At 71.8% G+C, this 19,660-nt stretch carries 21 protein-coding genes and 2 tRNA genes; 10 read left to right on the top strand and 13 right to left on the bottom strand.

Features of this window, described 5'->3' with window-relative positions; translation table 11 throughout:
• Window positions 1-52: 52 nt before the first annotated feature.
• Window positions 53-985 (bottom strand): helix-turn-helix transcriptional regulator, encoded by a 933-nt coding sequence (locus H490_RS26865; RefSeq protein ID WP_017884591.1) that lies wholly within the window; start codon window positions 983-985, stop codon window positions 53-55.
• Window positions 986-1,116: 131 nt separating this feature from the next.
• Between H490_RS26865 and H490_RS26860 the strand changes: the two genes are divergently transcribed.
• The 6 genes from H490_RS26860 (at window position 1,117) to H490_RS26835 (ending at window position 5,877) form a co-directional block, all read left to right on the top strand.
• Window positions 1,117-2,142 carry a zinc-dependent alcohol dehydrogenase family protein gene (locus tag H490_RS26860; protein WP_017884590.1) on the top strand — a complete coding sequence of 342 codons (1,026 nt, stop codon included), beginning with the start codon at window positions 1,117-1,119 and terminating at the stop codon, window positions 2,140-2,142.
• Window positions 2,143-2,161: 19 nt separating this feature from the next.
• Window positions 2,162-2,725: a DapH/DapD/GlmU-related protein gene (locus H490_RS26855; RefSeq protein WP_017884589.1), complete on the top strand. Its 564-nt coding sequence runs from the start codon at window positions 2,162-2,164 to the stop codon at window positions 2,723-2,725.
• Between the two features lie 44 nt (window positions 2,726-2,769).
• Window positions 2,770-3,627: an aldo/keto reductase gene (locus tag H490_RS26850; RefSeq protein WP_017884588.1), complete on the top strand. Its 858-nt coding sequence runs from the start codon at window positions 2,770-2,772 to the stop codon at window positions 3,625-3,627.
• 166 nt (window positions 3,628-3,793) lie between these two features.
• Complete coding sequence (locus H490_RS26845; protein ID WP_017884587.1) at window positions 3,794-4,315, top strand: MarR family winged helix-turn-helix transcriptional regulator; 522 nt, start codon at window positions 3,794-3,796, stop codon at window positions 4,313-4,315.
• A 51-nt stretch (window positions 4,316-4,366) separates the two neighbouring features.
• Window positions 4,367-4,753 (top strand): DoxX family protein, encoded by a 387-nt coding sequence (locus tag H490_RS26840; protein ID WP_017884586.1) that lies wholly within the window; start codon window positions 4,367-4,369, stop codon window positions 4,751-4,753.
• Complete coding sequence (locus H490_RS26835) at window positions 4,750-5,877, top strand: NAD(P)-binding domain-containing protein (RefSeq protein WP_017884585.1); 1,128 nt, start codon at window positions 4,750-4,752, stop codon at window positions 5,875-5,877. The genes H490_RS26840 and H490_RS26835 overlap by 4 nt, the downstream gene beginning before the upstream one ends.
• A gap of 52 nt (window positions 5,878-5,929) precedes the next feature.
• Here the strand turns inward: H490_RS26835 and H490_RS26830 are convergent.
• The 3 genes from H490_RS26830 to H490_RS26820 form a co-directional block, all read right to left on the bottom strand.
• A tRNA-Leu gene (locus H490_RS26830) sits at window positions 5,930-6,015 on the bottom strand.
• A gap of 136 nt (window positions 6,016-6,151) precedes the next feature.
• Complete coding sequence (gene ybaK, locus H490_RS26825) at window positions 6,152-6,646, bottom strand: Cys-tRNA(Pro) deacylase (RefSeq protein ID WP_017884584.1); 495 nt, start codon at window positions 6,644-6,646, stop codon at window positions 6,152-6,154.
• Window positions 6,647-6,844: 198 nt separating this feature from the next.
• Window positions 6,845-8,653, bottom strand: coding sequence for a DEAD/DEAH box helicase (locus H490_RS26820; RefSeq protein ID WP_017884583.1), 1,809 nt, complete (start codon window positions 8,651-8,653; stop codon window positions 6,845-6,847).
• Window positions 8,654-8,718: 65 nt separating this feature from the next.
• Between H490_RS26820 and H490_RS26815 the strand changes: the two genes are divergently transcribed.
• Window positions 8,719-9,540, top strand: a complete 822-nt coding sequence (locus H490_RS26815) for an SGNH/GDSL hydrolase family protein (RefSeq protein WP_051066204.1) — start codon at window positions 8,719-8,721, stop codon at window positions 9,538-9,540.
• A 42-nt stretch (window positions 9,541-9,582) separates the two neighbouring features.
• Window positions 9,583-9,924 (top strand): spore germination protein GerW family protein, encoded by a 342-nt coding sequence (locus H490_RS26810; protein WP_017884581.1) that lies wholly within the window; start codon window positions 9,583-9,585, stop codon window positions 9,922-9,924.
• 68 nt (window positions 9,925-9,992) lie between these two features.
• Here the strand turns inward: H490_RS26810 and gluQRS are convergent, their stop codons facing one another.
• Entirely contained in the window at window positions 9,993-10,958 is a 966-nt protein-coding gene (gene gluQRS, locus H490_RS26805; protein WP_017884580.1) for a tRNA glutamyl-Q(34) synthetase GluQRS, read from the bottom strand.
• A gap of 134 nt (window positions 10,959-11,092) precedes the next feature.
• Here gluQRS and H490_RS26800 point away from each other — a divergent pair, with 134 nt between their 5' ends.
• Both H490_RS26800 and pdxY read left to right on the top strand, forming a co-directional pair.
• Window positions 11,093-12,439: an FAD-binding oxidoreductase gene (locus H490_RS26800; protein WP_017884579.1), complete on the top strand. Its 1,347-nt coding sequence runs from the start codon at window positions 11,093-11,095 to the stop codon at window positions 12,437-12,439.
• A 139-nt stretch (window positions 12,440-12,578) separates the two neighbouring features.
• Window positions 12,579-13,448, top strand: a complete 870-nt coding sequence (pdxY, locus tag H490_RS26795) for a pyridoxal kinase PdxY (RefSeq protein ID WP_017884578.1) — start codon at window positions 12,579-12,581, stop codon at window positions 13,446-13,448.
• 9 nt (window positions 13,449-13,457) lie between these two features.
• Here pdxY and H490_RS26790 read toward each other — a convergent pair whose 3' ends face one another.
• From H490_RS26790 to H490_RS32375, 8 genes are all read right to left on the bottom strand, one after another.
• Window positions 13,458-13,823 (bottom strand): fluoride efflux transporter FluC, encoded by a 366-nt coding sequence (locus H490_RS26790; RefSeq protein ID WP_017884577.1) that lies wholly within the window; start codon window positions 13,821-13,823, stop codon window positions 13,458-13,460.
• Window positions 13,820-14,284: a fluoride efflux transporter FluC gene (locus H490_RS26785; protein ID WP_017884576.1), complete on the bottom strand. Its 465-nt coding sequence runs from the start codon at window positions 14,282-14,284 to the stop codon at window positions 13,820-13,822. Before H490_RS26785 ends, H490_RS26790 begins: the two co-directional genes overlap by 4 nt.
• A gap of 117 nt (window positions 14,285-14,401) precedes the next feature.
• On the bottom strand, window positions 14,402-16,519 hold the full coding sequence (locus H490_RS26780; RefSeq protein WP_017884575.1) for a heavy metal translocating P-type ATPase: 2,118 nt from the start codon (window positions 16,517-16,519) through the stop codon (window positions 14,402-14,404).
• Window positions 16,520-16,618: 99 nt separating this feature from the next.
• Complete coding sequence (locus H490_RS26775) at window positions 16,619-17,593, bottom strand: bile acid:sodium symporter (protein ID WP_017884574.1); 975 nt, start codon at window positions 17,591-17,593, stop codon at window positions 16,619-16,621.
• On the bottom strand, window positions 17,590-18,342 hold the full coding sequence (locus H490_RS26770; RefSeq protein ID WP_017884573.1) for a cyclase family protein: 753 nt from the start codon (window positions 18,340-18,342) through the stop codon (window positions 17,590-17,592). Before H490_RS26770 ends, H490_RS26775 begins: the two co-directional genes overlap by 4 nt.
• A gap of 93 nt (window positions 18,343-18,435) precedes the next feature.
• Window positions 18,436-18,511: transfer RNA gene (locus H490_RS26765), tRNA-Ala, on the bottom strand.
• Window positions 18,512-18,611: 100 nt separating this feature from the next.
• Entirely contained in the window at window positions 18,612-18,986 is a 375-nt protein-coding gene (rsfS, locus tag H490_RS26760; RefSeq protein WP_017884572.1) for a ribosome silencing factor, read from the bottom strand.
• Between the two features lie 75 nt (window positions 18,987-19,061).
• Window positions 19,062-19,660 (bottom strand): hypothetical protein (locus tag H490_RS32375; RefSeq protein WP_416371712.1); only part of this gene is annotated, 599 nt, incomplete at its 5' end.

Genomic DNA, 19,660 nt, shown 5'->3' with positions numbered 1-19,660 from the left:
GGTGGGCCCGAGTTCGGACCGCGCGTGGCCTCCGAGGGCCGGATCGTCTGGGCTACTCGGCCCGCTGCTCCCGATCGGCCGGGGCCTCGGCCTGCCGCGGAGCCTCGCCGGAGTCGCCGCGCTCGCCGTACTCGCCGTACTCGCCGGCAGCCCAGCTCGCGAGCAGCCGCATCCGCTCCGCGGAGGGCGAGCCGGGCTCCGCCGCATAGACGGTGATCGACAGTCCCGGTTCGGATTCCATGTTCATACCCTCATAGGCGAGCGTCATCTCCCCCACGATGTCGTGGTCGAAGGTCTTGAACCCGGCGCCGTGGTGGCGCACGTCGTGAGCGCCCCAGCGCGTGCGGAACTCGGCGCTGCGCGTCGACAGCTCGCCGATCAGGTCGTGCAGCTCCTTGTTGTGCGGATCCCGCGCCGCCTCGGTGCGCAGGATCGCGACCGTCACGTCGGCGAACATCTTCCAATCCGGATAGAACGCGAAGGCTCGCTCGTCGAGGAACGTGAACCGCGCGATGTTCGGCGGCCGGCCCGGCATGTCGAAGGTGTGCCGGTAGAACGCGCGGGCCAGCCGGTTGGCGGCCAGGATGTCCATGCGGCCGTTGCGCACGAACGCCGGCCCGTCGCTCACCGCGTCGAGGATCCACTGCAGGCTCCGATGCGGCGCCCAGCTCTTCGGATTGCGGCGGCGGGGCGGCCGCGCCACCGGGCTCGCGGCGTGGGCGAGGTCGAAGAGGTGAGCGTGCTCGGCATCGTCGAGGCGCAGCGCCCGCGCGATCGCGTCCAGCACCTCCGGCGAGGCTCCGGCGATCGCACCGCGCTCGATGCGGGTGTAGTACTCGACGCTGACGCCGGCGAGGGCCGCCACCTCGCTGCGACGCAGCCCCGGCACACGGCGATTCGACCCCTCGGGCAGACCGACCTCCCGGGGCGTGACCCGAGCGCGGCGGGTGGCCAGGAAGCGCTTCACCTCGGCGCGATTGTCCATACCACCACGATAGGGCGCCGACCCGCGCGGAAGGAGGCCCTGGCAGTGCCTCCCTCGACGGGGTCTCCCTCTTTCGGCCGATTCGTGGTGTGGTAGACGGGTACCCTTCGCCAGCACACCAAGGAGCACACGTGCGCGCAGTCATCATGGACGCCCCCGGCAGGATCACCGTCGGCGAGCGGGAAGACGCGAGGATCCTGAAGCCCACCGACGCGATCATCAGGATCACCGCGACCTGCATCTGCGGCTCCGATCTGTGGCCGTACCGCGGCGTCGAGCCCGTCGATCGCACCCCGATGGGCCACGAGTACGTGGGGGTCGTCGAGGAGGTGGGCGACGAGGTGAAGACCGTGCGGCCCGGCGATTTCGTCGTCGGTTCCTTCGTCATCTCGTGCGGCGAGTGCGAGATCTGCGAATCGGGATACCCGTCGAAGTGCGTGAACTCCGAGTTCGTGTCGGCGACCATCGGCACCCAGGCGGAACGGGCGCGCATCCCGCACGCCGACGGCACGCTCGTGAAGACGCCGGGCCGGCCCGATCCCGACCTGATCCCGTCGCTGCTCGCGGCCTCCGACGTGCTCGGCACCGGCTGGTTCGCCGCCGATGCCGCACAGGCGGGGCCGGGCAAGACCGTGGTCGTCGTCGGCGACGGCGCGGTGGGCCTCATGGGGGTGCTCGCGGCGAAACAGCTGGGCGCCGAACGCATCATCGCGATGAGCCACCACCCCGAACGGCAGAGGCTCGCCAGGGAGTTCGGCGCGACCGACATCGTCGAGGAGCGGGGATCCGAGGGCGCCGCGCGGATCAGGGAGCTCACCGGCGGGCTCGGTGCGCACTCGGTGATCGAAGCGGTCGGCACCGAGGAGTCGCTGCTGCAGGCGATCCGATCGTGCCGCGCGGGCGGGCACATCGGCTTCGTCGGCGTCGCGCATCGGGGCGTCACCATTCCCGCCGACCGGCTGTTCTTCGCCGAAGTGCACCTGCACGGAGGGCCGGCGCCGGTGCGCCGCTACCTGCCCGAGTTGATCCGGCTGATCTGGGAACGGAGGATCGAGCCGGGCCGGGTGTTCGATCTGACGCTGCCGCTCGAAGAGGCCGCCGCGGGTTACGAGGCGATGGATCGGCGCACCGCCGTCAAGGTGCTGCTGACGGTCTGAGCGGAAGGGAACAGCAGCAGTGGATACGCAGGAGTTCCTCGACCGGATGGACGCGGGCGAAGCGGCGCGACCCGGCACCGATCTCGCGGCCAAGATGCACGAGCTGGCCGACGAGGCGATCCGGGTGTGCATGGAGCTGAACACCCGCTACACGACGCCCGCGGAGCGCGTCGAGATCATGTCGCGCCTCACCGGGCGGCCCGTCGCGGAGACGGTGAGGCTCTTCCCGCCGTTCACCACCGACTGCGGCAAGAACACGGTGCTGGGCGAGCGCGTCTTCATCAACAGCGGCTGCCGGTTCCAGGATCAGGGCGGCATCCGCATCGGCGACGATGTGCCCGTCGGCCACAACGTCGTACTGGCGTCGCTGAACCACGAGCTCGACCCGGCGGAGCGGGCGACCACCGTTCCGCGGCCCATCGTGATCGGAGACCGGGTCTGGATCGGGGCCAATGCGACGGTGCTCGCGGGCGTCACGATCGGACACGGCGCCGTCGTCGCCGCGGGAGCGGTCGTCACCCGCGACGTCGCACCCGACACCGTCGTGGGCGGCGTGCCCGCGCGTGTGATCCGCAACCTCTGAGAACGCACCGAATCCCACGCACTGCAGCAGAACGGAGCAAGCGCATGACCATCCTGAACGAGACCTACACCCTGTCGAACGGTGTCGAGACCCCGAAGCTCGGCCTCGGCACCTGGTTCATCGAAGACGACCGGGCGGCCGATGCCGTGCAGACCGCGATCGAGGTCGGCTATCGCAACATCGACACCGCGCAGGCGTACGGCAACGAACGCGGCGTCGGCGAGGGGGTGCGCGCGAGCGGGGTGTCCCGCGAGCAGCTGTTCGTCTCCTCCAAGCTCGCCGCGGAGATCAAGGACTATGACGAGGCGGGGGCCGCGATCGACGAGTCGCTGGCGAAGCTGGACATCGGGTACATCGACCTGATGCTGATCCACTCTCCGCAGCCGTGGGCCGACTTCCGCGGCGGCGACTACGCCGAGGGCAACCTCGCCGCCTGGCGCGCGCTCGAGGAAGCGCACGAGGCGGGCAAGCTGCGGGCGATCGGCGTCTCGAACTTCCTGCGGCACGACCTCGACAACATCCTCGAGCACGGCACCGTCGCGCCGCACGCCAACCAGGTGCTCGTGCACGCCGGCAACACTCCGTCGGAGCTCATCGCCTACTGCCAGAGCAAGGGGATCCTCGTGCAGGCGTACTCGCCGATCGCGCACGGCGAGATCCTCGACAATCCGCAGGTGCGGGCGATCGCCGAGAAGTACGGCGTGAGCGTGCCCCAGCTGTGCATCAGGTACACCCTGCAGCTGGGCTGCGTGTCGCTGCCCAAGACCGCGAACCCCGAGCACATGCGGGCGAACGCGCAGGTCGACTTCGTGATTCCCGGGGCCGATATGGAGGCCCTCAGGCGCCTCGACGACCGCGACTACGGCGCGCACGCCGCCTTCCCGGTCTACAGCGGCGGGTGAGAGCCGGCGGATCGGCGCACCGGTGGGTGAAGCGGGTCAGCAGGCACGCGACCGGCACGGCGCCGGTGCGGCATCTCGGCGCCGTCCGACGACCTGATCGCATGGTTGATGCGTCAACCATGTCCGCATATGATTGATGCATCAATCTCATACGGAGGCGAGTCGGATGGGCCGAAACGGGGCAAAGCACGAGCTGCCGTCGCGGCAGGAGCTGCGCGTCTGGCGCGACTACGTCGAGACCTCCGAAGCGCTGCGCCGTCTGCTGGGCGCCCGCCTGCAGCAGCAGTCGGGCATCTCGTCGGCCGACTACTCGGTGCTGCTGGCGCTGAGCGAGGCGGGTGAACGCGCGATGCGCTCCTCCGAGCTCGCCGCGCGCATCGGATGGGACCGCAGCAGACTGTCGCACCATCTGGCACGGATGGAGAAGCGCGAGCTGATCCGCCGCGAGCGGTGCGCCGACGACAGCCGCGGATCGACCGTCGTGCTCACCGACGCGGGCCTCGGGCAGTTTCGGCGCGGCTCGGTGCCGCACCTCAGAGACGTGCACGAGCTGTTCGTCGACGCGCTCGCACCGCAGCAGCTCCTGGCGCTCGGCGACGCGGTGGCGTCCCTCCGCGCGCACCTCGAACAGCAGTGCGGAGAACTGGATCCTCGACCACCCGGCGCGCGCGGCGCGGCGGGCCGATGAGTCGCCGCTCCCGACCGGCTCCGCATCGCCCACCACCGAAAGGAACCTCAGATGCTCATCATCATGTGGATCGCCACCGGCCTCCTCGCCGTGTGCAACCTGCTGGCGGGCGCGGGCAAGGCGTTCACGCCCTGGCCCGCGCTGCAGGAGAAGATGCCGTGGACGGAGACGACGGGCAAGGGGATCGCCTACTTCGCAGCCTGGTCCGAGATCGTCGGCGCGGTCGGCGCGATCCTGCCGCTCATCCTCGCCCGCACCCTCGACGGGTGGGCGTGGGTGAGCTGGGTGGCGTTCGCCGCGGTGCTCGGCCTGACGGTGATCCAGTTGCTGGCGCTCGCGCTGCACCTCAAGCGCGGCGAGGGCAAGACCCTGCCCGTGAACCTCGGGCTCATCGCCGTCGGGCTCTCTTCGGCGGCGCTGATCCTCGCGACCCGATGAGCGCCGCGCAACGCCCGAGCCGCTTCGCGACGGTCGCCGTGATCGGCGCGGGGCAGGCGGGGCTCTCGGCGGGCTACCACCTCGCCAGGCGCGGCTTCTCGAGCGCCCTCGCCGAGCCGGGGGCCGCGCGCACCTTCGTGATGTTCGACGCGAACCCGGCTCCCGGCGGCGCGTGGCAGCATCGGTGGGAGTCGCTGCGCATGGCGACCGTCAACGGCATCTTCGACCTGCCCGACCACCCGAAGCCGACGGTCTCCCCCGACGCGGCGAGTCGCGACGCCGTTCCCGCCTACTTCGCCGCGTTCGAGCGCGAGACGCGACTGCCGATCCTGCGACCGGTCGCGGTGAGCGCCGTGCGTCGCGCCGACGACGACTCCGAGGGCGAACTGCTCGTCGACACCGACGAGGGCGGGTGGCGCGCGCGGGCGGTGATCAACGCGACGGGCACCTGGAATAATCCGCTGCTCCCCGAGTACCCCGGGCAGCAGTGCTTCACCGGCCGCCAGCTGCACACCCGAGACTACGTCTCGGCTGAGGAGTTCGCGGGCCGGCGGGTCGCGATCGTCGGAGGCGGGATCTCGGCGGTCCAGCTCCTCGAAGAGATCTCCCGCGTCGCCACCACGCACTGGTACACGAGGCGGCCGCCCGTCTTCCGCGACGGCGGGTTCCGCCCCGAGATCGAGGGGCGCGAGGTGATCGCACGGGTCACCGCCGACGCCGAAGCCAGCAGACCCGGCCGCAGTGTCGTCTCGTACACGGGCCTCGCCTGGACGCCGTACGCGATCGCCGCCCGCGACCGCGGCGCGCTCGAACGGCGCCCCATGTTCACCGGCCTCGAGCCGGGCGGCGTGCGGGAGGCCGACGGCGGCTTCACCCCCGTCGACGCGATCGTGTGGGCGACCGGGTTCCGCCCCGACCTGCGGCACCTCGACCCGCTCGGCCTGCGCAACGAGTTCGGCGGCATCACCGTGCGCGGCACCCGTGCCGCCGCCGATCCCCGCATCCACCTCATCGGGTACGGGCCGTCGCAGTCCACGGTCGGCGCGAATCGCGCCGGTCGCGAGGCCGCCCGGGCCCTCGCCGATCGCTTCGCCGTCGAGCCCGCCGACTCGCGCCGGACATGAGAACAGCCCCTGGGCCGGTCGTGAGACCTGCCCAGGGGCTGTTTCGTTCGCGTGCGCGAGGGGGGACTTGAACCCCCACGCCCTAATACGGGCACTAGCACCTCAAGCTAGCGCGTCTGCCAATTCCGCCACCCGCGCGAACGATCCGGACCTTCATCGGCCGAACAGATAATAACTTAGCACGGATCCCGGCACGGTACGAATCGGGCGGCTCAGGCCGGGCGCGTCGCCCCCATTCCTTCGGCGTCGCCGCCGAGCAGCCCCTCTGCGCCGCTCAGTCGGGCCGGCCGATCGGCGCCGCGATCGCATCCGTCGCGCGCATCAGGTCGCCGGGCGTCAGCTCGATGTCGAACCCGCGGCGCCCGCCCGACACGAGCACGGTGCCGTGTCCCAGCGCGGACGAGTCGACCACCGTGCGCAGCCGCGTGCGCTGACCGATCGGGCTGATCCCGCCCACCACGTACCCGGTCTTGCGCTCCGCGAGTGCGGGGTCGGCCATCGCGGCCCGCCTGCCGCCGAGCGCGGCGGCGAGCGCCTTGAGGTCGAGCTTGCCCGACACCGGCACGACGCCGACGGCGAGCGCGCCGTCCACCTCGGCGAGCAGCGTCTTGAAGACGCGCTCGGGCTCCACCCCGAGCGCGGCGGCGGCCTCTCCCCCGAAGTCGCTCACGCCGGGTTCGTGCTCGTAGGCGCGGATCTCGAACGGGATCCCCGCCCGCACGAGCGCGACGGTCGCCGGTGTCGATGCTGCGGCATGCTTCTTTCCCACACCCTCGATTCTAGGGAGCACGTTTTCGAAAGCGTTTTATCGTCTCTGGCCTCGGCGCCGCTCGCGCGAGCGAAGCACTCGAGCGCGTCGAGAAAGCCGGCTACGGGGCGCGCATCCACGACGACGCNTATCCATCTGCTAAAAGAAGTTCGAAAACGCCTCTCGACGCCGTACCAGCGATTCGGGCCCGCCATGCCCCTAGGGGCGCAGCCGTCTCCGCAGCAGCTCGATGCGCTTCTGCAGCTGCGTCACCGACGCCTGGGCCACGGGGGGCCCGCCGCACACGCGCCGCAGCTCGGTGTGGATATCCTTGTGCGGCTCGCCCGACACCTTGGCGTACATGCCGACGAGGCTCGACAGCAGCTTGCGCTGCTCGCCGAGCGTGCGGTGCAGCGCCTCGGGCGCCTCCGCCCGCTCCGGCGCGTGCTCGAGCAGCCCCTGGCGGCTCGCCGAGCGGCGGGCCTGCCGAGCCTGCCGCTGCTGCAGCAGCGCCCGCACCTCCTGCGGTTCGAGCAGACCCGGAAACCCGAGGAAGTCGAGCTCCTCCTCGCTCTCGACCTCGGCGTACCCCCCGAACTCGGCGCCGTCGAACACGGCGCGGTCGAAGTGCGCGTCGGATCCGAGCGCCTGATACGTGAACTCGGCCTCCTCGAGCTCCGACGAGGCCCGGTCCTCCCGCTCGGCCTCCGCCATCAGGGCGGCCTCGGCGTCCCACATCTCCTCGGCGCTCTTCGGCCCCTCGAGCACGTGGCCCCGCTCCTTCTCGAGCTCGGCGGCGAGCTGCATGAGCGCGGGCACGTTCGGAATGAACACCGAGGCGACCTCGCCGCGGCGCCGCGAGCGCACGAAGCGCCCGATGGCCTGTGCGAAGAACAGCGGCGTCGACGAGCTGGTCGCGTACACGCCGACGGCGAGGCGCGGCACGTCGACGCCCTCCGACACCATGCGCACCGCCACCATCCAGCGCGAGTCCCCGGTCGAGAACGAGTCGATGCGCTCCGAGGCGCCGGCGTCGTCGGAGAGGATCAGCGCCACCTCCTCGCCGGTGATCTCGCGCAGCTGACGCGCGTACGACTTCGCGGAGGCGTGGTCGGTCGCGATCACGAGCCCGCCCGCATCGGGGATCTGCTGCCGCACCTCGCTCAGGCGACGGTCGGCGGCGCGCAGCACCTTCGCGATCCAGTCCCCCGCCGGGTCGAGCGCGGTGCGCCACGCCTGCGAGGTGATGTCCTTCGTGTTGCCCTCGCCGAGCGCGGCCTCCATCTCCTCGCCGGCCGAGGTCTGCCATCGCATCTTGCCCGCATAGACCATGAAGATGACGGGGCGCACGATGCCGTCGGCGAGCGCTCGCCCGTATCCGTAGTCGTAGTCGGTGAGGGAGAGCCGGGATCCGTCGCCCTGCGGCGCGTACTGCACGAACGGGATCGGCGCCTCGTCGGAGCGGAACGGGGTGCCCGTGAGCGACAGCCGGCGCTTCGCGCTGCCGTAGGCCTCGCGGATCGCGTCGCCCCAGCTCAGCGCGTCGCCGCCGTGGTGCACCTCGTCGAGGATCACGAGCGTGTCGGCGCTCTCGGTGAGCAGGCGGTGCTGCACCGGCTTCATCGCGACCTGGGCGTAGGTGACGGCCACGCCGTGGAAATGGCGGCCGTAGCCGAGCCCGTCGCTGTTCGAGTAGGAGGGGTTCAAGCGGATGCCCGCGCGCGCCGCGGCGTCGGCCCACTGGGTCTTCAGGTGCTCGGTGGGGGCGACGACGACGATCTGGCTGACGGTGTGATTGGCGCGCAGGATCGACGCGAGCCTCAGGGCGAACGTCGTCTTGCCCGCGCCCGGGGTCGCCGATGCCAGGAAGTCGCGGGGGTGCTGATCGAGATACTGCTTGATCGCCTCCTCCTGCCAGGCGCGCAGCCGCGGGGCCGTGCCGTGGGCGGCGCGCTCGGGATAGGCGGGGGGCAGGTGTTCGGCGGCACTCGTTCCCGGGAGATGGAGGGCTGGATCCGAATCTGTCACAGCGTTCTAGACTAGCGGTGTAGATCGCGAGCGTTCTCAGACGGGCGCCGCTCGACGGACAGGGGATGGCAGTGGCAGATGATCAGGCGGGAATCGAACTTCCCTGGTCGCGTTTCGTGGCCATCGGCGACTCGTTCACCGAGGGCGTGGGCGATCCCGACGCCGACAGCCCGGGCGGGTTGCGCGGCTGGGCCGACCGCTTCGCAGAGGTGCTCAGCGCCTACGACGACGAGTTCGCGTACGCCAACCTCGCGGTGCGCGGCAAGCTCATCCGGCAGATCGCCGAGGAGCAGGTGGATGCGGCGCTCGATCTGCGCCCCGATCTCATCAGCGTGTGCGCGGGCGGCAACGACGTCATCCGCCCCGGCACCGACCCAGACGAGGTGGCGGCGAAGCTCGACCGGGTGATCGAGCGCCTGGGCGCGAGCGGCGCCACGATCCTCCTGTTCACGGGTGTCGACACCGCCTTCCAGCCCGTCTTCCGCACGATCCGCGGCAAGGTGGCGATCTTCAACGAGAACGTGCGCAAGGTCGCGAAGCGGCACGACTGCGTGGTCGTCGACCAATGGGCGCTCGAGGAGCTGCAGGACAGCCGCTTCTGGGCGGGCGATCGGCTGCACCTCAACGCGCTCGGTCACCACACGATCGCGCGCGCCGCCCTCGAGGCCCTCAACGTGCCCCACGACCTCACCCCGCTCGATCCCCCGCCCGTGCCGTTGCGCACCTGGCGCCAGGCCCGCAAGGAGGACGTGGTGTGGGCGCGTGAGCACCTCGTGCCGTGGGTGATCCGCCGCATCAAGCACGTCTCCTCGGGCGACGGCATCGAGGCGAAGCGCCCCCGACCCGAACCCGCGCGCCGGGGTCGCTACGGCGGCGCCGAGGCCTGATCTCTCACACCGGAATCTCAGCTGAGCGGGTAGGGTGAGGGCATGGCATCACTCACCCAGCAGCTTGCAGACACGGTCACTCAGGTGGGCGTCCGCTCGTCCTACGGCGAGCCCGTCGAGGTCGACGGCACCACGATCATGCCCGTCGCGTGCACCTCGTACGGCTTCGGCGCCGGCGAGGGCGGCGGCGGCCTCGAAGACGCCCAGGGCGAGGGCTCGGGCGGCGGGGGCGGGGGCATGTCGGTGCCGGTCGGCGCCTACGTGAGCCGCGACGGCTACACCCGCTTCGAGCCCAACATCATCGCGCTGCTCGCCGTCGGCGTGCCGTTCGTGTGGGTGGCGGGCCGAGCCCTGGCCCGCATCATCAAGGCGCTCAAGAAGTAGCCCCTACGGCGCCGCTTCGGGCCGGGGCGCAGCGCGCTCGATGCGTCCGCGCGGCGCGGCCGCCGAGATCAGCGCGGGCCCGCCCAGGTCCAGGGGGCTCGGGGCAGCGCGGCCGGGTCGAAACGTTCGAGCAGGCGAGCCGTCGTGACGGGCTCGCCCGGCGCCCCGAGACCGAGTGAGGTCGCGAGCTCGATCAGCACTTCGCCGGAGCCGACCCCGCGCTCCCGCAACTGCGCGAGGGTGACCGCGCCGTCCCGCTTCGCGAGGCGCGCCCCGCTCGGGCCGAGCACGAGCGGCACGTGCCCGTACTCCACCTCGGGGGGTGATGGCAGACCGAGCATCCGCTGCAGTAGAATCTGCCGCGGCGTCGACGGTGCCAGATCGTCGCCGCGCACCACCTGGTCGACGCCCATCGTCGCGTCGTCGACCACGACGGCCAGGTTGTAGGCGACGGTGCCGTCGCCGCGCCGCAGCACGAAGTCGTCGATGTCGCCGCGCGTGCGCCCGAGCACGACGTCGTCGAACTCCAGCTCGCGCACCCCCTCGGGCGCGCGTAGCCGCAGCGCCGGGATCCGGGGCAGGATCGCCTCGCGGGCCACCGCGCGCTGCGCATCGGTGCGGTCGCGGCAGGTGCCAGGATAGGCGCCGGGCGGCGCGTGAGGGGCGCTCGGCGCGGCCAGGATGTCCCGTCGCGTGCAGGTGCACTCGTACACGAGACCCGCGCGCGCGAGGGTTCGGATCGCGGCCTCGTGATCCGCGCCCCGCTCCGTCTGCAGTACGGGCTCCCCGTCCCAGTCGATGCCGATGGCGGCGAGGTCTCCGAGCTGCCGCTCCCCCGCGCCCGAGTCGCGCGCGCGGTCGAGATCCTCGATGCGCATGAGGAAGCGTCGCCCGCTCGCTCGCGCGAACAGCCAGGCCAGCAGAGCCGTGCGCAGGTTGCCGAGGTGCAGGTCTCCCGAGGGGCTCGGCGCGTACCGACCCGCCCCCCTGCCGCCCTGCGCACGCGTGCGCGGCGCGCTCACCCGATCCTCCACCCCTTCATCCTCCCACGCGGCTGCCGACCGGGCTCCCGGCCACGTCTCACGCCACCGCTCTCCCGCCTCGGCCGCGGCTCGGGGCCGTGCGGTACCGTGGTTGCGGTGCCCGTGCCATCGATCAAGGAGCCAGGGTGGAATCTCTTCAGCAGTTGCAGCAGGTGTTCGGCGACCGGCTGGTGCGCGATCCCGACCTCATCGCCCCGTACGCGATCGACACCTCCCGCGCCGTGCTCCGGGGCGCTCCGCTCGCGCTCGTCTTCGCGGAGTCGACCGCCGACGTCTCGGCCGCCCTCGCATGGGCCCACGAGCACCGCGTGCCGGTGAGCGTGCGCGGCGCCGGCACCGGGCTCACGGGCGGCGCCATGGCCTACGACGGCGGCCTCGTGCTGTCGCTCGAGCGCATGAACCGCATCGTCGGCATCGACGCCGAGAACCGTCTCGCCGTGGTGCAGCCCGGCGTGATCACCGCAGAGCTCGACACCGCCTGCCGGGAGCGCGGGCTCTTCTTCCCGCCCGATCCGGCCAGCGCCCGCATGTGCACCGTCGGCGGCAACATCGCCACCAACGCGGGCGGTCTGCGCTGCGTCGCGCACGGGGTCACCACCGACTCCGTCGCCGCGCTCGAGGTCGTGCTCGCCGACGGCCGCGTGCTGCGCGCCGGCGCGCTCACCCGCAAGAACGTCGTCGGCTACGACCTCAAGAGCCTCTTCATCGGCTCGGAGGGCACGCTCGGCGTGATCACCGAGGCCACCGTGCGCCTCAAGCCCGTGCCTCCGGGAACGCCCCGCACCTTCCGCGCGAGCTTCGACACCCTCGAAGACGCCGGCCGCGCCGTCACCGCGATCGTGGGCGGAACCGCCCAGCCCGAGGTGCTCGAGCTCATGGACGCCCTCAGCGTCGAGATCATCGAGTCGTTCTACCCGAGCGGTCTGACGGTTCCGCGGGGCGCGATGCTCGTGGGTCAGACGGCCGGCCTCGACGCGGCCGAGAAGGCCGAGGGCATCACCGCGGTCTGCGCGGCGCACGGCGCGACCGACACGGGCGTCTCGGAATCGGACGCGCTGCTCGAGGCGCGGCGGCTCTCGAACCCGGCCCTCAACGCGCGCGGCCTCAAGATCTCCTGCGACGTGGGGGTGCCCGTGGCGGCGCTCGCCGAGGTGTTCCGCGGCATCGCCGAGATCTCGGAGCGGCACGGGCGACGCGTCTCGACGGTCGCGCACGCCGGCGACGGCAACCTGCACAGCACGGTCGAGGCGCCCGACACCCCGGAGGGCATCGCGGCCGCCGATCGTGTGATCGACGACATCACGCGACTCGCGATCTCGCTGGGCGGCACGATCTCGGGCGAGCACGGCATCGGCTCCCTGAAGCGGCACGAGCTGCCCTGGCAGCTCGACGAGGCGGCGATCGACGTGCAGCGGGCGATCAAGGCGGCGCTCGATCCGCGCGGCATCCTCACGCCCGATCGTGCGATCTGACGCGGATCCCGCGAGGAGGGCCGAGCCTCGGGGCTCCTGCGGGTCCCGCGGAGCGCGTCACCGGGCGAGGGGACCCCCAGTGGTCCATCCCCGCGCCCGAGAGGTGGTCCAGCCCATGGACCAGTGCGAGGATCGATCCATGCGCATCCTCTCGATCCAGTCCTCGGTCTCGTACGGTCACGTCGGCAACTCCGCCGCGGTCTTCCCCCTGCAGCGCATCGGCGTCGAGGTGATGCCCGTCTTCACCGTGTGCTTCTCGAACCACACCGGCTACGGCTCGTGGCGCGGTCCGATGCTCAGCGGCGACGACGTGCGCGAGATCGTCACCGGCATCGAGGAGCGCGGCGGCCTCGAGAACGTCGACGCGGTGCTCTCCGGATACCAGGGCGGCAGCAGCATCGGCGACGCGATCCTCGACGCCGTCGACCGCGTGAAACGGCACAGCCCGGACGCGATCTACGCCTGCGACCCCGTGCTCGGCAACGCGAAGTCGGGCTGCCACGTCGCTCCCGAGGTGCAGGACCTGATCCGCGACCGGGTGGTGCCGCGGGCCGACCTCATCACGCCCAACCAGTTCGAGCTCGGCTTCATCACGGGCACCTCGCCCGACACGCTCGAGTCGACGCTCGACGCCGTCGACCGCGCTCGCGAGCTCGGGCCCGCCACCGTGCTCGTCACGAGCCTGCAGCGCCCCGACCGCCCGGTCGGCGCCGACGGCGAACCCGCCGCGATCGAGATGCTCGCCGTCACCGACGACGGCGCCTGGCTGGTCGAGACGCCGCGCCTCCCGCTCAAGCGCAACGGCTCGGGCGACGTGACAGCCGCGCTCTTCACGGCGCACCTCCGCGGATCGGGCGACGCGGCCGTCGCCCTCTCCCGCACCGCGGCGAGCGTCTTCGAGCTGCTGGAGCGCACCCTCGCGGCCGGCAGCCGCGAACTGCAGCTCGTCGAGTCGCAGGAGGCCTACGTGCACCCCGCGCGCACCTTCGAGGCCCGACGGGTGCGCTGAGCCGGTCGATCAGGATCGGGCCAGCACGATGCCGAGCACGGCGAGCGCGGTGGCGAGGATCAGCATGCCCGGGCCGTTCCACAGCGCGGCCAGGTACCGACGGGCGGCCAGCAGGCGCACGCTGTCGAGGCTCGCGGTGCTGAAGGTCGTGTAGCCCCCCAGAAAGCCGATGGACAGCACACTCGCGACCGGGTGGTCGAGGGCGAGGCCGACGAGCACTCCGAGCGCGAAGGCACCCGTCAGGTTGATCAGCATGATGCCCCACGGGAAGCGCGCACGCACCCGATCGGGCAGGCTCGTGTCGATGAGGTGGCGCGCGGCCGCGCCGAGGCCGCCCGCGAACGCGATCCCGATCGCGAGTGCGGCGCCGCTCACCGTTCTGCCCCCCTCGCCGATGATGGACCGATCATCCGCCCCGCCAGCACCCCGCACCAGCTCGCCGCCCCGCCGAGCACGAGCGTGAGCACCGCGTAGAGCGCCGCGACGCCGAAGGCGCCGTCGAGCAGCAGCTCGGCGAGGTCGGCCGCGAGCAGGCTGTAGGTGGTGAACCCGCCGAGCGCGCCGGTGCCGAGCAGCAGGCGCGTCGTGCGCCAGCGGCCACCCTCGCCGCCCGCCTGGGCGACGACCTCGACGAGCAGGCCGAGCAGGAAGGCGCCGCACACGTTGATCACGAAGATGGCGAGCGGGAAGTCGCCGCTCGACCCGATCGCGATCGACAGCAGGTGACGGGCGAGGGATCCGACCGCACCGCCCACCGCCACGACCCCCAGGTCGGGCAGGGTCGCCGCGATCCTCGATCCCTCGCCGGTTCCCGGCCGGCTCCGACGCTCACTCATCCGGTCACTCCCATCTCGAACACACGCGTACGCGATTGAGACAGGGACCGTTGTCGCATCGAACGAGGTTGGTTCCGGTGAGCCCCACCACCGGGCGCCGAAGGGCACCCCCGCAGTCTACTCCCCCTCGGCGCTGCGCTCCACGGGCCGCAGATCGAGCCGTCGCAGCAGTTGGGCGTTGAGCGCCACCACGACGGTCGAGAGCGACATGAGCACCGCGCCCACCGACATGGGCAGCACGAAGCCGACCGGCGCGAGCACCCCCGCGGCGAGCGGCACCGATACCAGGTTGTAGCCGGCAGCCCACCAGAGGTTCTGCCGCATCTTGCGATAGCTCGCCGTCGACAGGTCGATCACCGAGACCACACCGCGCGGGTCGTCGCTCGCGAGGATCACCCCAGCCGACGCGATCGCCACGTCGGTGCCGGCGCCGATCGCGATCCCCACGTCGGCGCGCGCGAGCGCCGGCGCATCGTTCACCCCGTCGCCCACCATCGCGACACGGCGCCCCTCGCTCTGCAGCTCCTCCACCTTCGATGCCTTGTCCTCGGGGCGCACGCCCGCGAAGAAGCGGTCGATGCCGAGCTCCGATGAGACCGACGCGGCGACCGCCTCGGCGTCGCCCGTGATCATCACCACCCGCACGCCGCGCCGGTGCAGCTCGTCGATCGCGGCGCGCGACTCGGGCCGGATCTCGTCGGCGAGTCGCAACGCGCCCGCCGCCCCGCCGTCGACGAGCACGTGCAGGATGATCGCGCCCTCCTCGCGCCAGGCCTCGGCCACCGGCAGCTCCCGCACGTCCTCCTGCTCGAGCAGGAAGGGGCCGCCGACCTGCACCGAGCGCCCGCCGACCTCGGCCCGCACGCCCACCGCCGGCGATGACGAGAAACCGCTCGACGCCGGCACCGCAAGACGCCGCTCGGCTGCCGCCTGCACGATCGCGCGCGCGAGCGGGTGCTCCGAGTCGGACTCGGCCGCTGCAGCGAGCGCGAGCAGCTCGTCGGGGTCGTTCCCCTCCGCGGGTGCAACCGCGGTCACCGCGGGCGATCCCACGGTCAGCGTGCCGGTCTTGTCGAACAGCACGGCGTCGACGACGCGCATGCTCTCGAGCGCCAGGCGATCCTTCACCAGGATGCCGGCGCGCGCCGCGCGCTCCGTCGCGATCGACACGACGAGCGGGATCGCAAGCCCCAGTGCGTGCGGGCAGGCGATCACCAGCACGGTGATCGTGCGCACCACGCCTTCGTCGGGCCGACCCACCAGTGTCCAGACGGTCGCCGTCACGACGGCCGAGCCCAGCGCGAACCAGAAGAGCAGCGCGGCCGCGCGATCGGCGAGTCGCTGGGCGCGCGACGTCGAGCTCTGCGCCTGCTCGACGAGCCGCTGGATCCCCGCGAGCGCCGTGTCGCCGCCGATCGCGGAGATCTCGACGCGCAGCCCCGAGTCGGTCGCGACCGTGCCCGCGACGACCCGCTCGCCCTCGCCGCGCCGCACGGCTCGCGACTCCCCCGTCAGCATCGACTCGTCCATGCTCGCGGATCCGCTCACGATGCGCCCGTCGGCAGGCACGCGTCCGCCCGGCCGCACCACGACGAGGTCGCCGACGCGCAACTCGTCGGGCGCCACCGTCACGACCTCATCGCCCTCGACGCGCTCGGCCGCGTCGGGCAGCAGCGCCGCCAGCGAGTCGAGCGCCGAGGTCGTCTGCGCAAGCGAACGCATCTCCACCCAGTGCCCGAGCAGCATGATCACCACCAGCAGCGCGAGCTCCCACCAGAAGTCCAGCTCGTGATCGAGCAGGCCGAGGCTCGCCCCCCACGAGGCGAGGAACGCCACCGTGATCGCGAGCCCGATCAGCAGCATCATGCCCGGCTTGCGATCCCGGATCTCGCCCACCGCGCCGCTCAGGAACGGCGCGCCGCCCCAGAGGTACATCACGGTGCCCAGCGCGGGCGACACCCAGAGCGCCCATCCCGGCACCTCGTAGCCGAGCAGCATCGCGAACATCGGCGAGCAGGCGACCACCGGCACCGCCAGCACCAGCATGAACCAGAACAGCCGCTGGAAGCGCTCGGCGTGACCAGCGTGACCGGCGTGACCGGCGTGGGCTTCGTCGACGGCGTGGCCCTCGTGGCCCCTCTGCCCATCGTGATCGCCGTGACCCCCGTGACTGCTCTGATCGGCCGGCCGCTCGCGAGCCTCGTGGATGGTCGCGTGGTCGTGATGCTCGTTCATGCTCCCCCGTCCTCACTGCCAGCCTGGGTGATTCAGTTGCGGCGCGCAAGGCCCGACCGGCGACACCCAGTCCAACCAGATACCTGGTGGGGGTATTCCCTAGCCCGGGATCAGCCTTGGCATCAGGCGCACGAGGGCGACCATCACCACGAGTTCGACCAGCGTCTGCGCCACCACGACGAGGGGCGCGAGCGCGAAGGCCGGGGGCAGTGCGAGCACCAACGGCAGCACGACGAGCGAGTTGCGGGTCGCACCGCTGAACACCACCGCCCGGCGCCCGGCGGTGTCGAGCCCGACCAGCCGCGAGACCGCCGCCCCCGCCGCCACCATCACGGCGGCGAAGAGCACGAACACCGGCATCGCAATGACGAGCGTCGCGATCCTGCCCCCGATCCCCGCCACCTGGGACGCGACCACGACCGCGAGCGTCAGCATCATCAGCGGCACCATCGCCCCGAGAACGGCATCGCGCAGGCGCGCAACCCAGCGGGCGCGCTCCGCGGCGAACTGCGTGCCAGCCGCGGCGGCGAGCGGCAGCACGATGAGCCAGAGCAGGGCTTCGACGAACGGACGCGCCTCGACCGTGGCCGCGATGTCCGATCCCGCCATCCACCACAGGAACACCGGCAGCAGCAGCAGCAGCTGCGCGAGCATGAGCAGCGGCGTGGCGGCGAGCAGCCGTTCGCGGGAGCCGCCGGCGAGCCCCGCGAAGACGATCACGTAGTCGACGCACGGCGCGAGCAGCACGAACAGCACCCCCACCAGCACAGCACGATCATGAGCGACGAGGCGCGAGAGCAGCCACACCACGAGCGGCACGAGCACGAAGTTCACCACGAGCACCGCGCCGAGGAACCTCCAGTCGCGCAGCGCTCGACCCGCACTCGCGAACGGGATGCCCAGGAAGGTCGCGTAGAGCAGCAGACCGAGCACCGGGGTGATGGCGAGTTCGGCTGGGCGCGCGAGGCCCGGCAGCAGCAGCCCCGCGGCGGCGCCGATGGCGAGGGCGGCCAGGTAGAGCGCCACCTGGTGGCGCTCCAAGCGCTCGACGAGCCGCACGGAGCTCGGGATCACCGGGCCTCGTCCCTCCAGGCCACGACCCGGGCCGGTGCGCCGTCGGCGCCCGCGAGCGGCAGCGGGAAGATCCCGAGCCGCGCCCGCTCGCCGAGCGCGTCGAGCCCGCGCACGTTCTCCACGATCGCACCTCCCCCGCCGAGCACCACCGTGTGCACGGGCAGCGGATCCGGGACGGCGAGCGGTCGATCCGCGGTGGCGGGCGGCGGACCCGCCGCAGGATCTCGCGGCGCCTGCCGGTCGGTCGCCTCGCCCGCGGCGCTCCGCTCATCCGCGATCCCCGCCTCGACGGCCGTGGGATCGGGGCTGAGCGTGTCGACCACGAGCACGCGCATGCCCAGGCACCACAGGCGCTCGGCGGCCTCGACGGCCAGGAAGGGATGCCGCAGGGCGAGTTCGCCGCCGAAGTGGCGATCCCACCCGGTGCAGATGGCCACGATCGGCGGAACGGCGTCGAAGCGCTCGAGCCCGAGCATCTCGCCGTCGATGGGCCGGCACTCCCCCGCACGATCCGCCCGCAGCACGAGGGCGTCGCCCGAGAGCGCATCGAGCGGCACCTCGTCGATGGTGCGTCCGCCCCGGATCGTGTGCGAGGGGGCGTCGATGTGGGTGCCCGTGTGCGAGCCGAGGTGCAGTTCCGTGACCGCCACGCCGTCGGCGGCGACGCTGAGCGCCTCGCGCGAGCGCACCTCGGGATCGCCGGGATAGACCGTCATGCCTGCGGTGATCGGGTGACTGAGGTCGAGCATGCTCGAAGTGTACCGAGGAGCGGCCCGAGTCGCCGCGCGAAGACGGCCCGAAAACGGTTCAAGCCCCGCCGAAGCGGGGCTTGAACTCTGAAGTGGTGGATCTGAGGGGACTCGAACCCCTGACCCCCTGCATGCCATGCAGGTGCGCTACCAGCTGCGCCACAGACCCGGGGAAGTCGGAGAAATGCTCCCCCGACAACTCCTCTACTTTACACCGGAGTGGGGTGCGATGCGCAAATCGACAGATCCCGGGCGCGTCGCACTGCGGCTCACTCGCTCCGGGCGCCGCCGTCCCCCGCCGGGGCGAGCATCGACTCCACCTCGATCAACGGGCAGTCCTGCCAGAGGCGCTCGAGCTGGTAGAAGTCGCGCTCCTCCTGGTGGAAAACGTGCACGATGAGGTCGCCGAAGTCGAGCAGCACCCAGCGCCCGCTCTCACGCCCCTCACGGCGCACGGTGCGCACGCCCTCGGCGTTGAGCTCGTCCTCGATCGCGTCAGAGATGGCCTGCACGTTGCGCTCGACGCTGCCGGTCACGATCAGGAACGCGTCGGCCAGGCCGAACTGCTCCGTGACGTGCAGCGCCACCGGCGAGGTGGCGCCCTTCTCGTCGGCCGCTCGAACCGCGATTCGCAGATCCGACATCACGTCGTGGGGCTGATTCGCTTCAGTCTTCAGTGTGTTTCCTTCGTTCGGCGGGCGCGCGCCCGCGGTCGAGAACTATCCGAACATCCCGTTGCTCGCACCCCAGACGCCGAGCGCGACCACCGCGACGAGCAGGCCGCCCCCGGTGAGGGAGAGCACGAGAGGGAGCTTGCTGCGATCCTTGACCGGCTTCGCAACCGGGAGACCCGAGGCGGCGCGCGCGCTCACGGCATGGCGGGCCGACACGGGGGCGGGGCCCTCCGATGTCATGCGCACATCGCCCGACTCCTCGCCCGTGATGGGATCCATCTCGATCGAGTCGTGCAGTGCGGAGTGCCCGCCGGTCTCGCCGAGCGACTTCGGCAGCTTGAGGGAACCGGTCACGTACAGCTCACCCGTGGTGCCGATGGGGCCGGCGAGGCCGCCGGTGTCCTCCGGCATGGAGGGCAGGATCAGCGCCGACGTTCCGGCGGTGGTCGAGGTGCTCTCCTGCGCCACCGCGCGGGAGATGAGATCGTCGAAGTCGCCGCCCTGGCCGCCCTGGTCGGGCACCTTGCGCGAGGTCGGGTCGTCGAACACCGAGCGCCACTCCTCCGGAGGGGCGATGTCGGGGAACGAGTAGCTGGTCTTCTGCTCCGGGCTCGGCTTTTCGATGCCTTTTTCCTGGCATTCGT

It is taken from the genome of Leucobacter sp. UCD-THU, from assembly GCF_000349545.1.
Lineage (GTDB): Bacteria > Actinomycetota > Actinomycetes > Actinomycetales > Microbacteriaceae > Leucobacter > Leucobacter muris.
The sequence above is the reverse complement of the archived record's forward strand: the minus strand, read 5'-3'. Positions and strand labels throughout refer to the sequence as shown.

Bases quoted from the DNA above. Each gene is read 5' to 3' on its own strand.
- H490_RS26835 (WP_017884585.1), top strand. From the start codon at position 4,750: ATGAGCGCCGCGCAACGCCCGAGCCGCTTCGCGACGGTCGCCGTGATC.
- H490_RS26770 (WP_017884573.1), bottom strand. From the start codon at position 18,342: ATGCTCGACCTCAGTCACCCGATCACCGCAGGCATGACGGTCTATCCC.
- pdxY (WP_017884578.1), top strand. From the start codon at position 12,579: ATGCGCATCCTCTCGATCCAGTCCTCGGTCTCGTACGGTCACGTCGGC.
- H490_RS26780 (WP_017884575.1), bottom strand. From the start codon at position 16,519: ATGAACGAGCATCACGACCACGCGACCATCCACGAGGCTCGCGAGCGG.
- H490_RS26785 (WP_017884576.1), bottom strand. From the start codon at position 14,284: ATGAGTGAGCGTCGGAGCCGGCCGGGAACCGGCGAGGGATCGAGGATC.
- H490_RS26840 (WP_017884586.1), top strand. From the start codon at position 4,367: ATGCTCATCATCATGTGGATCGCCACCGGCCTCCTCGCCGTGTGCAAC.
- H490_RS26815 (WP_051066204.1), top strand. From the start codon at position 8,719: ATGGCAGTGGCAGATGATCAGGCGGGAATCGAACTTCCCTGGTCGCGT.
- H490_RS26845 (WP_017884587.1), top strand. From the start codon at position 3,794: ATGGGCCGAAACGGGGCAAAGCACGAGCTGCCGTCGCGGCAGGAGCTG.
- rsfS (WP_017884572.1), bottom strand. From the start codon at position 18,986: ATGTCGGATCTGCGAATCGCGGTTCGAGCGGCCGACGAGAAGGGCGCC.
- H490_RS26865 (WP_017884591.1), bottom strand. From the start codon at position 985: ATGGACAATCGCGCCGAGGTGAAGCGCTTCCTGGCCACCCGCCGCGCT.
- H490_RS26850 (WP_017884588.1), top strand. From the start codon at position 2,770: ATGACCATCCTGAACGAGACCTACACCCTGTCGAACGGTGTCGAGACC.
- H490_RS26810 (WP_017884581.1), top strand. From the start codon at position 9,583: ATGGCATCACTCACCCAGCAGCTTGCAGACACGGTCACTCAGGTGGGC.